Raw genomic sequence first — 13,631 nt, forward strand, 5'->3', positions numbered from 1 at the left:
AACTCGGGGTTAAACCGGACACGATAAGCCCGACTTCCCCGAGATCAACAACAGCACGCCCCCTCATCGCCGCTTCCTCGATGAGCTCGGGGGAAACGGCGTCTTCAAGGGACACGACACCGGGGTGGCGTCAATGGCGGCCGCCGGATCGGTGAGGTGTGCAGTGGCCGCCTCGCCGAAGGGTGGGTCGGCGGCCATCGCTTCGGTGGCGGCTGGGCCCGCCCGGATGCGTCGCCGACGGGCGACCTGGGCGGACGGGGACAGGCCGCTCCAGCGGGCGTCGCCGGGGGAGACGGGGGTTGCCGGGCCGATGCGCGGTGCCCCCCGATCGCCCCGAGGCACCGCGTCGGCGGGTGCGGCCTGTCGCCGGCGTTCAAACTTCTCCTCCCGAAGTTTGTGCACATGCGCGAACGCCTACCGGCCCAAACCCTGGCTACGGTGCCACCACCGGCACCAACGCCCCGAGGGAGTCCCGTGAAACTGCTCATCACCGGCATCACCACCCAGTCCTCCATCGCCTACGCCGTCGCGGAGGAGGCGATGAAGCAGGGCCACGAGGTCATCCTCTCCAACCCGCCGGGCCGCCAGCTCTCCATCCTGGAGCGCATCGCCAAGCGCCTCCCCGCCGAACCGGTCGACATCCTGGGCCTCGACGTCACCGACCCGGACCAGATCACCGCCGCGGCGAAGGCCGTCGCCGGGCACTGGGACCACCTCGACGGCCTCCTGCACTCCATCGCCTACGCCCCGGCCGAGGCCCTGGGCGGCAACTTCCTGGACACCGGCTGGGAGGACGTCGCCAAGGCCGTCCACGTCTCGGGCTACTCGCTCAAGGCCCTCGCAGTCGGCTTCCGCGACCTCATGGCCGAGGCGCCCGAGGGCGCCGGGGTGGTCTCGCTGACCTTCGACGCGAGCCGCGCCTGGCCCGTCTACGACTGGATGGGCAGCGCCAAGGCCGTCCTGGAGAACAGCACCAAGTACCTCGCCCGCGACCTCGGGCCGCAGAACATCCGCGTCAACGCCCTGGCGGCCGGGCCGATCAAGTCCCTGGCGGGCGGGTCGATCCCCGGCTTCGACCGGATCGCCGACCGGTGGGGCGAGTCGGCCCCCGTCGGGTGGGACACCTCCGACGCCACGGTCGTCGCCGGGCCCGCCCTCTTCCTGATGTCGCCCGCCGCGCGGGGCATCACCGGGACCACCCTGCACGTCGACGGAGGCCACCACGCCATGGGCGCCCCGGTCGAGGGCCTGTGACGCCGTCCGCGTCGTGACGGGCCGCCCCGTCAGCGGGGCAGGGCGTCCCCGGACGCCCGCTCCCGGTCCCCCTCCGCCGGGGTGCGCAGCGCGCCGGCCGCGAGGGCGGCCAGGCCGGCCGTGGTCACCAGGCCCGCCGCGGCCATGGCCGCCGTGCCCGGTCCCACCGCGGTGACCCCGGTCGCGGCGAGGGCGGTCACGGCCGCCGCGACGGCCGCGTACACCGCGATGCCCGCGCGGACGACGCGCAGGCGGGCGCGCTCGTCGGGCAGGGTGCGCGCCGCCAGCCACGCCAGGGCGGGCAGCAGGAGCACGGCGTGCATGGTCACCGCGTGCGCCGGGCGCAGGGACCCGGCCAGGGCGTAGGCGAGGTCGGGCTCGCCCGCGTTCACCCGCGCCATCCCGGTCGCGATCATGACCCCGCCGATCGCCATCGAGGCGGACAGCGCCAGCAGCCCCGCCCGGAGCGCCTCGCGCATGCTCGGCGCGACGCCCGGGCGGGCGCGCAGCGACGCGGCGGTCAGGGTGAGCACCGTCAGGATGAGCACCATGCCGCCGAACGCGAGCATCCGGGTCACCAGGGTGTCGAACCCGGTCTCCTCGTTGAAGTGCGAGGGGACGCCCCGCCACGCCTGCAGGGAGGTCAGGGCGACCTCCAGGACGGACGCCGAGGTGAACGCGCCGACCAGGACGGCGCGGAGCCGGCCCCGGAGGTGCAGGAGGTCGACGATCCAGGCGATGGTGAGCACGCTCAGCCCGAAGGACACCCCGAAGGTGACGGGCTTGCGCCAGGACACCGGGCCCTCCCAGGGGCCTCCCAGAACGAGGAAGACGGCGAAGTGGAACCCCGCTGAGGCGAGGAGCAGGAGCCCGGTGGCGCGGACGGTTCTCATAGGGGATTCCTTTCGCCCGGGGCGTGTCGGCGGCCACGGGGAGCCGGTGCGCGGCGGTTCTCTGGACCCTTGGATCGTCGCGCCGGCACCCGTACTCCGTCGTCGGCCGCACCTCGGCTTCCGGGCTGCGCTCACCGACGTAGGCGGACGCGACACCGGAGGGGCCGCCGTCGGCGGTCGGTCGCGCCCTGTGGAGTGGTGGAACGTCCGTCGGGCGCCACTGCCCCGGGGGCGGCCGGAGCGCGGTCAGACCGGGCCGCCCCGGCGGGCGGAGGCCACACCTTTCCAACGGACGCGACCGGTGTCCTCCGTGCGATCGGGTGGCGGTAGGGGAGGATCACCCATGGGCGGACGTTCGGGGCTCTCGCCGCTGTCCCGCCCGCCTCGGGGAGTCTCGCCTAAGGAGTACCGTGACCGCGCCGCTGCTCTTCCTGGACGTGGATGGGCCCCTCAACCCCTATGCCGCCTCTCGGGACGACCTCCACCGGGCCGGGTACCGCTCCCTCGGCCTGTCCGGTGTCCTGCTCCACCCCGGCCACGGCCGGGCTCTGCTCGACCTGCCCTACACCCTCGTTTGGGCCACCACCTGGGAGCACGACGCGAACGACGTGCTCGCCCCGCTGCTCGGGCTGCCCCGGCTGCCGGTCGTCGAGTGGCCCGAGAGCGCGCCCGCCTACGGGGCGCTCTCCTTCAAGACGCCCGTGCTGCTGGACCGCGCCCGCGGGCGCCCCTTCGCCTGGGTCGACGACGACATCGACGACGCCGACCGCGCCTTCGTCGCCGACCACCACGACGGGCCCGCCCTGCTGCACCGCGTCGACCCCGCCGTCGGCCTGACCTCCGACGACTTCGCGGCGCTGGCCGCCTGGGCGCCCGCGTCACTTCAGTAGCAGTGCGACGAGCTCGGCCCGCGTCCCGTCCCCGCCCTCCTCGGCCAGGGCCTCGCCGAGCGCCTGCGCGTAGCTCTCCCGCGCCTCCTCGACCTTCCGCCGCCCCAGCTCCGTGATCTGGGTGTACACGCCGCGCCGGTCGTTCGAGCAGTGGTAGCGCTCGGTCAGCCCCGCCCGCTCCAGGCGGCCGACCATCCTGCTGAGCGAACTCTGGCTGATGGGGATGGCCTCGGCCAGGAACTGCTGGCGCAGGTGCCCGTCGTCGTCGGAGTAGTGCAGCGCCGACAGCGCCGAGTACTCCGAGCACGTCAGCCCGTGCGGCTCCAGCGCGCGCTCCAGGCGCTCCCGGACGCGCGCCTCGAACAGGCGCAGGCTGCGCCAGCGCGCCTCGATCGGGGTCGGTTCGTCGATCCGGGGATCGGCCGAGGAGGGGGAGGGCGCGGCCATGCCGGGACTCCTTGCTGTGGCGGACTCTGCGCCAGCATACCCAGCCCGTGCACCTACCTTCCATGCAAAGGACGTCACTGCAATGATTTGATATGCAAAATACGTCTGTGCAACTATTGCGGCGACGCGGACCCCGTCCGGGGGTCCCCACCCGCCGTCCTCCGGTCTCCGCTGACCCCGGGGGACCGGCCCCAAGGAGTACGGATGCCCCTCGCCGTGTTCGCGCTGATGCTCGCCGCCTTCGGCATCGGCACCACCGAGTTCGTGATCATGGGCCTGCTGCCCGAGGTGGCCGGCGACATGTCGGTCACCCTCACCACCGCCGGCCTGCTCATCTCCGGCTACGCCCTCGGCGTCGTGGTCGGCGGCCCCCTCTTCACCGCCGCCGCCACCCGCATGCCCCGCAAGACGATGCTGCTCGTCCTGCTCGGCTTCTTCATCGCCGGGAACGCCCTGTCCGCGCTGGCGCCCGGCTACGCGGCCCTCATGGCCGGGCGTGTCCTGGCCGCCGTCTGCCACGGCGCCTTCCTCGGCATCGGCTCGGTCGTCGCCGCCGACACCGTCGCCCCCGAGCGCCGCTCCCAGGCGATCGCGATGGTCTTCACCGGCCTGACCGTCGCCAACGTCTTCGGCGCCCCCCTGGGCACCTGGATCGGCCAGGCCGTCGACTGGCGCGCCACCTTCTGGGCCATCGCCGCCCTGGGCGTGCTCAGCCTGATCGGCCTGGTCCTGCTGGTCCCGGCCGGGCACGACGCCGCACCCACCCGGCTCCGCGACGAGCTGGCGGTCTTCGCCCGCGGCCAGGTGTGGCTGGCGCTGGCCACCGCCGGGCTGAGCATCGGGGCCCTGTTCGCGGCCTTCAGCTACGTGTCGCCGCTGATGACCGACGTCGCCGGGTTCTCCTCGGGCATGCTGACGCCGCTGCTCATGCTGTTCGGCGCCGGCCTGGTGGCCGGGAACCTCGTCGGCGGGCGCTTCGCCGACCGGGCCCAGGTGCCCACCCTGCTCACCGCCCAGGCCGCGCTCGCCGCCGTCCTGGCGGCCTTCGCCCTCACCGCGCAGTACCCCGTGGCCGCCGCCGCGATGCTCGCCCTGGTGGGCGGCGCCGGGTTCGCCACCGTCCCCGGCTTCATGGCCCGGGTGATCGACAAGGCCTCGGGTGCCCCGGTGCTCGCCGCGGCCGTGGCCTCCTCGGCGGCCAACGCCGGGATCGCCGTCGGCTCCTCCCTCGCCGGCCGCACCATCGACGCCGGACTCGGCCTCACCTCGCCGCTGCTCGTCGGCGCGGCCATGGCGGTGCTCGCCTTCGGCGTGACCGCGGCCTCGGGGGCCCTCGACCGGCGCCGCGCACCGGCGGAGGCGGCGGAGGAGGGGGACGCGGGTACGGCGCCGGTGCTCCCCCGACAGGAGTAGGCTGCCCGCCCGTGAACGCATCCTCCCCACCGACCGACCACCTGCGGGCGACCGCCGACGCCTACGACGGCCTCGCCGACCGCTACGCCGAGTTCGCCCGCGGCTCGCTCGCCTCCATGCACCTGGACCGGGCGCTGATCGGCGCCTTCGCCGACCTGGTCCGGGGCGCAGGGCCCGTCCTGGACCTCGGCAGCGGCTCGGGCGAGATCACCGGCCACTTGCACGGCCTGGGCCTGGACGTGTCCGGCGTGGACCTGTCCCCGGCCCTGGTCGCCATCGCCCGCAGGGACCTGCCCGACATGGAGTTCCAGGTGGGCTCCATGGGCGACCTGGACACGGCCGACGGCGCGCTGGCCGGCGCCCTCTCCTGGTACTCGCTCATCCACCTGCCGCCGGAGGAGGTGCCCGCCTACCTCGCCGAGTTCCGCCGCGTGCTCGCGCCCGGCGGGTACCTCCTGCTCGCCTTCTTCGAGGCCGAGGGCGGACCGGTCACCCCCTTCGACCATGCGGTCGCCACCGCCTACCGGTGGCCGATCGATGAGATGGCAGCGGCGGCGGCCGGGGCCGGGTTCACCGAGGTCGGCCGGGTGCTGCGGGAGCCCGTCACCGATGAGCGCTTCCAGGAGCGGTTCCGGCGCGGCCACCTCCTGATGCGCGCGGACGGGCGGGCCGAGTCCTAGGGTGCGCCGCCGCCGGCCCGGACCGGCGGGTCCGGGTCGGCGGCGGGGTGCGGTCGCCCGGAGCCCGGGCGCGAGGGCGTCAGTGCGCCACGGCGGCCGCGCTCCTCCTGCCGATCACGAACCAGCACAGGGCGCCCAGGAACGGCGCGCAGATGATGAAGAGGGCCCACACCACCTTCATCCCCGCGTCGAGCCGTGAGGTGAGGCTGCCGATGAACGCGCCGACGATGAACGCGGCGTAGGCCAGCAGGCCCACTGCGACGAGCGCGAGAAGGGCCACACCGCCGACCTGGCCGAGGTCGGCGACGAGAGCGGTGGCGGCGGTGTGCACGAGCATGGCGCGAGTCCAATCCCTGGGGCGTTCCGGTCGTGATGACGGTTTCAACGCTAGGAGGCGCCCACCGTCCGGCGCGTCGCTCCGCAGGACCAACCCGGGGTACGACCGAGGTCGGGGGCGGCCACCGGCGCCGCCTCCCTAAGTCGGTGGTCCGGCGACGGCGGGCCACCAAAGGTCGGTGTGCCACCCTTGCCCCTGCCCTGAGCAGGGCCGCCGGGGGCGGAGCAGCACGATCCGCCCGAACCGCCGCTGGGTGGCCCGGCGCCCGGTCCCGCGAATGTCGTACCTGCCCGCTAGGTTGGCGGCCGTGGAAGAGCAGGCGACGACGGGGGAAGGTGCCGGTCATGCCCGATACACCTACCGTCTGCGCCTGTCGAACACCGCGCGGCGCTCCCTGCTCAGGGAGTGGGGGCGGTGCCGGTGGGTGTGGAACGCGTGCGTGGCCGCCTCCAAGGCCGCGCACAAGGCTCGCGAGAAGTGCGGTCCCGCGCGGCTGTGCAGGATGCTGACCGGGTGGCGCTCGACCAGGCGGTGGTTGCGCAGGGGCGCCTCGATGCCGCAGCAGCAGACCGTCCGGGACTTCGCCAAGTCGCGGGCCAAGGCACTCAAGGACATCAAGGCCCGGCTGCCCGTGCACCGGCGTGCGAGCATGCCCCGGTTCAAGAAGCGCGACCGCGCCGATCCGAGCCTGAACTACACGCGGAACGGCTTCCGGCTCAAGGACGGCCGGTTGCACCTGGCCGGGGGCATCGTGGTCCGGGTGGTGTGGTCGCGGGACCTGCCCGCCGACCCGTCGTCGGTCCGGGTCTTCCGCGACGCGTTGGGGCACTGGTACGCCTCCTTCGTCGTGCCCGCGGCCGTGGAGCCGCTCCCGGAGACTGGGCGTGTGGTCGGCGTCGACTGGGGCGTGAGAGAGGTCGCGACCACCACCTCCGACGACCACGACCTGCCCCACCCCCAGCACGGCCGGAAAGCAGCGGCCAAACTCGCCAGGTACCAGCGGATGATGGCCCGACGGCGCAGCCCCAAAGGCAAAGCCCAGTCCAGGGGGTACCGCAAGGCCGTCCGTCTGGCCGCGAAGCTGCACAGGAAGGTCGCGCGGCAGCGCCAGGACACCGGACGCAAGTGGGCCAAGCGCGTCGCGGCCGACCACGACCGGATCGCGGTGGAGGACTTCAAGCCCCGGTTCCTGGCCAGGTCGACCATGGCCCGTAAGGCGGCCGACGCCGCGATCAGTGCCACCAAGGCGGCGCTGGTGGAGATGGGCCGCAAACACGCGCGAGACGTCCGTCTCGTGCATCCGGCGCATACCACGATGGACTGTGCGGAGTGCGGAGCGAGAACCAAGCACGCACTGCCGCTTTCCGAGAGGACCTATGCCTGCACCGCGTGCGGGGCGGTGTCCCCCAGGGACAAGAACTCCGCGCGTGTGATGCTGGTCCGGGCGGGTTGGACCCCGGACGGTGTCGAGGGCTTAAGTCCGTCCGGGCCGCCGGCCCGGGCGGCTGCCTGAGCCGTGAATCCCCGTAAACGCCATGGAGGCTGGGCTCCCCCGCCTTCAGGCGGGGGAGCCTCCAAATGGACGAGGTTCTGGAGAACCGCGCCGCCTATGACGCCCGCACGGACTGAACGGACCGGACAGGCCGGACCGACCGGTCCGGGGTGCCCCGAAGATTCCCAAGAGGCCTTTACCTTCGCGTGAAAGGGGTTCGTCTAGCATTTCTCCATGACGTCCGAGTTGCGCACCCAACGGCTCCGCATCCGGGAATGGGCGCCTGACGACGCGCCCGCCGCGCTGCGGATTTACGGGGTCGAGAAAGTGGCGGCCCGCCTCACCCCCGAGATGAGCACGGTCGGCGACGAAGAGGCCATGCGCTCGGTCCTGCAGGCATGGATCGAGGCCCAGCCCAACCTGGTCACCCCGGCCGGGCGCTGGGCGGTCGTCCGCGAATCCGACGGGGAGGTCATCGGCGGCCTGGCCCTGCGCCAGCTGCCGCCCTACGAGGAGGACTTCGAGCTGAGCTGGCACCTGCGCCCCGACGCCTGGGGGAGCGGTTACGCCAGCGAGGCGGCCCGCGCCCTGGCCGGGTGGGCGTTCGAGCAGGGGCTCGAGGAGCTGTTCGCCGTCGCCCGCCCCGACAACGAGCGGGCGGCGGCCACCGCCCGCCGCATCGGCATGGAATGGGTGGGCGAGACCGACAAGTACTACGGCGCCACGCTGCAGGTCTTCCGGATGCGTCCGTCCGACCTGGAGGGGGCGGTCCCCGCGGGTTTCACGGAGAATTGACGGGGCGCGCGTGAGCGCGCGCGTCCGGGGGCGTAGGATCCCGCGGTCCGGAACGACCGGATCGACCGGGACGCCCACAGCCGAGGAGCCGCATGGAACCGCGCGTGCGCCCGGCGGAGAAGGCCGACATGGAGGCCGTCGCCGCCGTCTATGCCCATTACGTCACCCAGACCGGCATCACCTTCGACGAGCAGGCCCCCGACGCCGCCGCCTGGCGCGTCCGCCTCCTCGACCTCAGGGAGCGCGGCCTGCCGTTCCTGGTGGCCGAGACCGGGGGAGAGGTCGCCGGGTACGCCCTGGCGGCCCCTTGGAAGCCCAAGTCCGCCTACCGGTACACGGTGGAGGACTCGGTCTACCTGGCCCCTGGGCGCACCGGCGCGGGGCTGGGCACCCTCCTGGTCGGCTCTCTGCTCGGGGCGTGCGCCGAGGCCGGGATCCGGAGCGTCATCGCGGTCATCGCCGACACCCCCGACGGGGCGCAGGCCGCCGCGTCCGTCGCGCTCCATGAACGCCACGGCTTCTCCCACACCGGCCGGCTGGAGGGTGTGGGCTACAAGCACGGCGCCTGGCTCGACACCGTCTTGATGCAGCGCGCGCTCGTCTGACCGCGCCCCCGCCCGAACGGCGGCCCTGCCTGGAACCGGCCGCCCCGCCCTTCGGCGCGCGGGGGCGATGGGCGTGCGCCCGGACGGGGGCCGCGGGCATCCTAGGGCCATAGGGGACCCCAGGGTCCGAAGCGAAGAGGAGGAACGAGGGAGGCCCGATGAGCACTGCCACGGGAGAGCGCGACCTGACCCGCCTCATCTCCGGGATGCGTCCGGAGCTGCGGGAGGGCGAGTACGTCTTCACCCACGCCCCGGAGGTGCCGCCGGGCGTGCGCCCGGTCGCCACGGTCGCCGAGGACGAGGCCATCACCATCGTCTGCACGCGTGCGGACGCCGACGCCGCGGGCCTGCCCTACGACTACGTGGCGGCCTGGATCGAGCTGAAGGTGCACTCGGCCCTGGAGGCCGTCGGGCTGACCGCCGCCGTCGCGGGGGCGCTGGGGCGGGAGGGGCTCTCCTGCAACGTCGTCGCGGGGTTCTTCCACGACCACCTCTTCGTCCCCTACGACGAGCGCGAACGGGCGGTGTCGGCGCTCGAAGACCTGGCGGCGGGCGGCTGATCCGGAGCCGGGCGGCGCGTCCCGTCGGAGGGGACGGGGCGGAGATATAGCAGATCTACGTCATAAAGGCCGGGGGTAGGGACCCTCCAAGAACAGCTAAGCATGAAGGAGCGGCTGCGCCGCACTCACCACCCCGGCCCTCCCGCATGTGGGGAAGCAGGTGTCAGGGCGGGTGGCTCCCTCAGCCTTCGGGGGACTCCTCGGTCATCCGGGCGTACAGCGGCTCCAGCGCGTCGAGCAGCGCGGTGCCGCCCCCGTCGCCCGTTCCGTACCCCGCCTCCGGGCCCTCCGGCTCCTCCGGTTCGGCCGCGTACAGCGCGGGCTGCGGGCGCATCGGTGTCGGCGGCTCCGGCACCGGCGTCTGCGCCCAGAACCGCTCGGGGTCGTCGGGCAGGGGCGGCAGCGGCTCCGACCCGGGCCGCGGCGCGTCCGCGAACGGGTCGCCGCCCCGGGCGCCCTCGGCGCCGTCGATTCCCGTGCCGTCGCTCCCGGTGTCCGCGCCGACCACCCCGCCCGGATCCTGCCGGGCGTGCCTGCGCAGGCCCGCCAGGAAGTCGCCGCGCGGCAGCCCCAGCCACGCCGTCAGCAGGAACGGGTCCTTCGCCACCGCGTCCGACAGGGCCACCAGCGTGGCCGCCGCGTGCTTGCACGGGTCGCCCCAGTCCGGGCACGAGCAGGTGAGGACCAGCTCGTCCAGCCCTCGCGGGAACAGCGACAGCCCCAGCACGTCGAAGACACGCTCCACCTCGACCGGCAGCTCTCCGCCGAGCAGCCGCGCGCGGAACATCGGTTGCCCCGCCAGCGCGCCCAGGACCCGCTCCTGGTCGCCGTCGTCCAGGACCATGCGGATGACGCTCACCCGGTACGGGCGGGCCCTGCCGCCCTGCACCTGCGCGCGGACCTCGCCCGGCACCACCTTCAGCCCGTCCACCGCGCCGCGCGCCGCGTACGCCTGCCCGCGCGCGAGGCGGCCGGGCTCGGTCCCGCTCTCCAGCGCGCCCATGAACCTGCGCGACCACCACGACGGCCCCGAGGGCCCTGCCCCGGCCCCGCGCGCGCCGTCCATGCCGTTCGTGCCGTCCATGCCGTTCCCACCGCCCGCGGCGCTCATCGGGCCACCGCCTCGGGCGCCAGCCGCACCACCTCGCGCAGCTCGTCGGTGGACAGCTCGGTGAGCCAGTCCTCCCCGGTGCCCACCACCCGCTCGGCCAGTGCCTTCTTGCGCTCGATCATCGCGTCGACCCGCTCCTCCAGGGTGCCCGTGCACACCAGCTTGCGCACCTGCACGTCGCGCCGCTGTCCGATGCGGAAGGCGCGGTCGGTCGCCTGGTCCTCCACCGCGGGGTTCCACCACCGGTCGATGTGCACGACGTGGTTGGCGGCGGTCAGCGTCAGCCCGGTGCCCGCCGCCTTGAGCGACAGCAGGAACACCATCGGCTCGCGCGCCTCCTGGAAGCGCCGCACCATCTCCTCGCGCCGGGGCCGCGGCGTGCCGCCGTGCAGCCACAGCACCGGCGCCCCCAGACGCGCCGACAGGTAAGGGGCGAGCCGGTCGCCCAGGGCCGCGTACTGGGTGAAGCACAGCGCGCTGTCCCCCTCGGCGAGGGCCTCCTGCAGTACCGCCTCCAGCCGCTCCAGCTTGCCCGAGCGCCCCGCCAGTGCGGAGCCGTCCCCGAGGAACTGGGCGGGGTGGTTGCAGATCTGCTTGAGCCGGGCCATCGTCGACAGCACCAGCCCTTTGCGCTGGATGCCGTCGGTCTCGTCCAGGCGGCGCGTCATCTCCTCCACCGCCGCCTTGTACAGCGACGCCTGCTCCGGGGTGAGCGTGCACCAGGTGCGGAACTCGTTCTTGTCGGGGAGGTCCTGGATGATCGACCGGTCGGTCTTCAGGCGGCGCAGGATGAACGGGCCGGTCGCACGCTTGAGGGCGCCCGCGGCGCGCTCGGCCTCCTCGCCCTCGCCGCGCTCGATCCGCGCCGCCCCCCGCAGGAAGGACGCGCGCGGCCCCAGCAGGCCCGGGTTGGCGAACTCCATGATGGACCACAGCTCGCCCAGGTTGTTCTCGACCGGGGTGCCGGTCAGGGCGATGCGGCAGTCGGCCTCCAGCCCGCGCACCGCCCGCGCCTGGTCGGTCGAGGGGTTCTTGATCGCCTGCGCCTCGTCGCACACCACCCGGTGCCAGGGCAGGGCCGCCAGCTCGTCGGCGTCCCGGGTGACCACCCCGTAGGTGGTCACCACCAGGTCGCACGCGCCCGCGGTGCGCGCCAGCGCGTTGCCGTGCGGGCGGCTGGGCCCGTGGTGGGCGTGCACCCGCAGTCCCGGCGCGAAGCGGGCGGCCTCGCGCACCCAGTTGCCGACCAGCGACACCGGGCACACCAGCAGGGTGGGGCCGGGGGCGGCGCCGTCCGCCCGCTCCTCGGTGAGCACCGCCAGCAGCTGCACGGTCTTGCCCAGCCCCATGTCGTCGGCGAGCACCGCGCCCAGGCCGAGCCGCCCCAGGAACCGCAGCCATGCGGCGCCGCGCCGCTGGTAGGGCCGCAGTGCCCCGTCGAAGTCGGCGGGGGTGTCCATGGGCTCCAGGCGGGCCTCGGCGGCACCGGCGAGCAGGTCGCCCAGGGGGCCGTCGGCCTCGACGCCGACCAGCGGCAGGGGCGCGCCGCCGCCGGCGGGGGCGGCGGCCGCGCGCAGCGCCTCGTCCCGGCGCATCCGCCCGGAGCCGCGGCGGCGCAGGAAGTCCAGGGCCGAGCGCAGGTGGGCCGGGTCGACCTCGACCCAGCGGCCGCGCAGCCGCACCAGGGGCTGTTTGAGGCGGGCCAGCTCCTCCAGCTCCGCCATGTCGACCGGGGCTCCGCCGAGCACCGCCTCGAAGGAGAAGTCGACCAGGTCGGAGGGGCCGATGCCGCCGCCGCTGCCGGTCTGCTCGCCCTCGCGCACGGTCAGCCTCAGGCCCAGGCGGGAGCCGTCCATGCCCTCGGGGAGGACGACGGCGAACCCGGCGGCGTCCAGGCGGGGCGCGGCGTCGCGGATGAAGGCGTAGGCGCCGCCGGTGCCGGTCTCCACGGCCGAGGGCGCCAGCTCCTCGAGGGCGCCGCGGATGGGCGGGAAGTGGCGGGAGGCGCGCCGCAGCTCCCGCAGGAGGCGGGTCTCCACGTCGTGGGGGAGCCAGGCGCCGCCCGCGCCCAGCCACACGTCCGACAGGGGGAGCTGGAGGCTGGGGTCGGCCGCGGAGCGGACCCAGAACTCCACCCGCCACCGCTCGGGCGCGCCGGGTTCGCGGTGTTCGGGGTCGGGCTCGACCAGGCGCAGGACCAGGCGGGCGCCGGAGGGGCGCTCGGCGGCCGTGTGCCGGTCGCGCAGGCGGGCGGCGAGGCCGGGCAGGTCGGTGCCGGCGGGGGCGCGCAGCGGTGCGGGGGAGGGGCGGGTGAGTGCGGCGGCCAGGTGGCGGCCGGCGCGGTCGCCGCCGGGGCGGGCGCCCCGGCTCCGGGAGCGCGCGGCGGAGTCGGTCAGGGCGCACAGGGCCGCGTAGACCGGGTCGGTGCCGTTCGCGTGCTCCGCCCCCGGGGCGCCGGTGTCCAGTGCTCGGGCCGACGGGGGCAGGGCGGTGCGCAGCGCGCGCAGGTGTTCGGCGTCGGCCCCCTGGAGGACGGGGCGCCACACGGCCTGCGGTGGGTCGCCCACCAGGCGGGGCAGGACGCGGCCCGTGGCGGCCAGGCGCAGGGCGAAGGCGCGTACCGACAGCAGGTGGCGCAGCGCGGGGCCGAGGGCGAGGTCTCCCGGAGGGCCGTCGTCCAGGAGGGCCAGCGCGCGGTCGGCGCGGTCGCCGCGCAGCGCCGTGCAGGGGACGCGCCATTCGTGCAGGCGGGGGTGGTCCACCTCCGGCGCGCCCGGAAGCGTGCCCAGGGCGGGCGAGGGCAGCGGGTGCGCGCCGGATCCGGGCAGGAGGACGCGGCGCTCCGCCGGGTCGCCCCGCTGGGCGCCGAGCCCGGTGAGCAGTGCGCCGAGGGCGTCGGCCGACAGGGCGTAGGGGTGCTGCGGCGGGGCCTGGCGGGTCGGCCCGTCGGCCCTGTCCGCGCGCTCCGTCCCGCGCCCGTCGGCGCACGGTGGCAGCGCGGCGTCCTCCGCCCAGACGACCAGGCCGTCGGCCCCGTCCCAGGCCCCGTGCAGCACCCGCACGCTCCGCCCCCATCGGTCGCGCCCTTCACGATGACGCCCCCAGTATCGCGACCGCCGGAGACGTTCTCGTACAGGCGGCGCCGACGGGGCGC

13 protein-coding genes are annotated in these 13,631 nt (G+C 74.8%); 8 read left to right on the plus strand and 5 right to left on the minus strand.

Annotation, left to right across the window (positions count from 1 at the left end):
- The first annotated feature begins 474 nt into the window (after positions 1-474).
- Positions 475-1,254 carry an enoyl-ACP reductase FabI gene (gene fabI, locus O4J56_RS13885; protein ID WP_270686182.1) on the plus strand — a complete coding sequence of 260 codons (780 nt, stop codon included), beginning with the start codon at positions 475-477 and terminating at the stop codon, positions 1,252-1,254.
- Positions 1,255-1,283: 29 nt separating this feature from the next.
- Here the strand turns inward: fabI and O4J56_RS13890 are convergent, their stop codons facing one another.
- Positions 1,284-2,147, minus strand: a complete 864-nt coding sequence (locus O4J56_RS13890) for a hypothetical protein (RefSeq protein WP_270686183.1) — start codon at positions 2,145-2,147, stop codon at positions 1,284-1,286.
- A gap of 410 nt (positions 2,148-2,557) precedes the next feature.
- Here O4J56_RS13890 and O4J56_RS13895 point away from each other — a divergent pair, with 410 nt between their 5' ends.
- A complete protein-coding gene (locus O4J56_RS13895; protein ID WP_270686184.1) occupies positions 2,558-3,037 on the plus strand; it encodes an HAD domain-containing protein in 480 nt (159 codons plus the stop codon).
- Here the strand turns inward: O4J56_RS13895 and O4J56_RS13900 are convergent.
- Positions 3,026-3,484, minus strand: a complete 459-nt coding sequence (locus O4J56_RS13900) for a MarR family winged helix-turn-helix transcriptional regulator (RefSeq protein WP_270686185.1) — start codon at positions 3,482-3,484, stop codon at positions 3,026-3,028. The two genes, O4J56_RS13895 and O4J56_RS13900, sit on opposite strands and share 12 nt — an antisense overlap.
- A 204-nt stretch (positions 3,485-3,688) precedes the next feature.
- Here O4J56_RS13900 and O4J56_RS13905 point away from each other — a divergent pair, with 204 nt between their 5' ends.
- Both O4J56_RS13905 and O4J56_RS13910 read left to right on the plus strand, forming a co-directional pair.
- Positions 3,689-4,897 (plus strand): MFS transporter, encoded by a 1,209-nt coding sequence (locus O4J56_RS13905; RefSeq protein WP_270686186.1) that lies wholly within the window; start codon positions 3,689-3,691, stop codon positions 4,895-4,897.
- An 11-nt stretch (positions 4,898-4,908) separates the two neighbouring features.
- Positions 4,909-5,577 carry a class I SAM-dependent methyltransferase gene (locus tag O4J56_RS13910; protein ID WP_270686187.1) on the plus strand — a complete coding sequence of 223 codons (669 nt, stop codon included), beginning with the start codon at positions 4,909-4,911 and terminating at the stop codon, positions 5,575-5,577.
- 79 nt (positions 5,578-5,656) lie between these two features.
- Here the strand turns inward: O4J56_RS13910 and O4J56_RS13915 are convergent, their stop codons facing one another.
- The gene (locus O4J56_RS13915) at positions 5,657-5,914 is read right to left on the minus strand and encodes a PLD nuclease N-terminal domain-containing protein (protein WP_270686188.1); all 258 of its coding nucleotides are present in this window, start codon (positions 5,912-5,914) and stop codon (positions 5,657-5,659) included.
- 307 nt (positions 5,915-6,221) lie between these two features.
- Between O4J56_RS13915 and O4J56_RS13920 the strand changes: the two genes are divergently transcribed.
- From O4J56_RS13920 to O4J56_RS13935, 4 genes are all read left to right on the plus strand, one after another.
- Positions 6,222-7,427, plus strand: a complete 1,206-nt coding sequence (locus tag O4J56_RS13920; RefSeq protein WP_270686189.1) for an RNA-guided endonuclease InsQ/TnpB family protein — start codon at positions 6,222-6,224, stop codon at positions 7,425-7,427.
- Positions 7,428-7,640: 213 nt separating this feature from the next.
- Positions 7,641-8,201: a GNAT family N-acetyltransferase gene (locus tag O4J56_RS13925; RefSeq protein ID WP_270686190.1), complete on the plus strand. Its 561-nt coding sequence runs from the start codon at positions 7,641-7,643 to the stop codon at positions 8,199-8,201.
- A gap of 92 nt (positions 8,202-8,293) precedes the next feature.
- A complete protein-coding gene (locus O4J56_RS13930; protein ID WP_270686191.1) occupies positions 8,294-8,806 on the plus strand; it encodes a GNAT family N-acetyltransferase in 513 nt (170 codons plus the stop codon).
- Positions 8,807-8,964: 158 nt separating this feature from the next.
- On the plus strand, positions 8,965-9,366 hold the full coding sequence (locus O4J56_RS13935) for an ACT domain-containing protein (protein WP_270686192.1): 402 nt from the start codon (positions 8,965-8,967) through the stop codon (positions 9,364-9,366).
- Between the two features lie 181 nt (positions 9,367-9,547).
- Here O4J56_RS13935 and O4J56_RS13940 read toward each other — a convergent pair whose 3' ends face one another.
- Together O4J56_RS13940 and O4J56_RS13945 are read right to left on the minus strand one after the other, a co-directional pair.
- Positions 9,548-10,450 (minus strand): SWIM zinc finger family protein, encoded by a 903-nt coding sequence (locus tag O4J56_RS13940; protein ID WP_270686193.1) that lies wholly within the window; start codon positions 10,448-10,450, stop codon positions 9,548-9,550.
- 23 nt (positions 10,451-10,473) lie between these two features.
- Entirely contained in the window at positions 10,474-13,539 is a 3,066-nt protein-coding gene (locus O4J56_RS13945) for a DEAD/DEAH box helicase (protein ID WP_270686194.1), read from the minus strand.
- Between the last annotated feature and the right edge of the window lie 92 nt (positions 13,540-13,631).

Source organism: Nocardiopsis endophytica, assembly GCF_027706725.1.
Lineage (GTDB): Bacteria > Actinomycetota > Actinomycetes > Streptosporangiales > Streptosporangiaceae > Nocardiopsis_A > Nocardiopsis_A endophytica.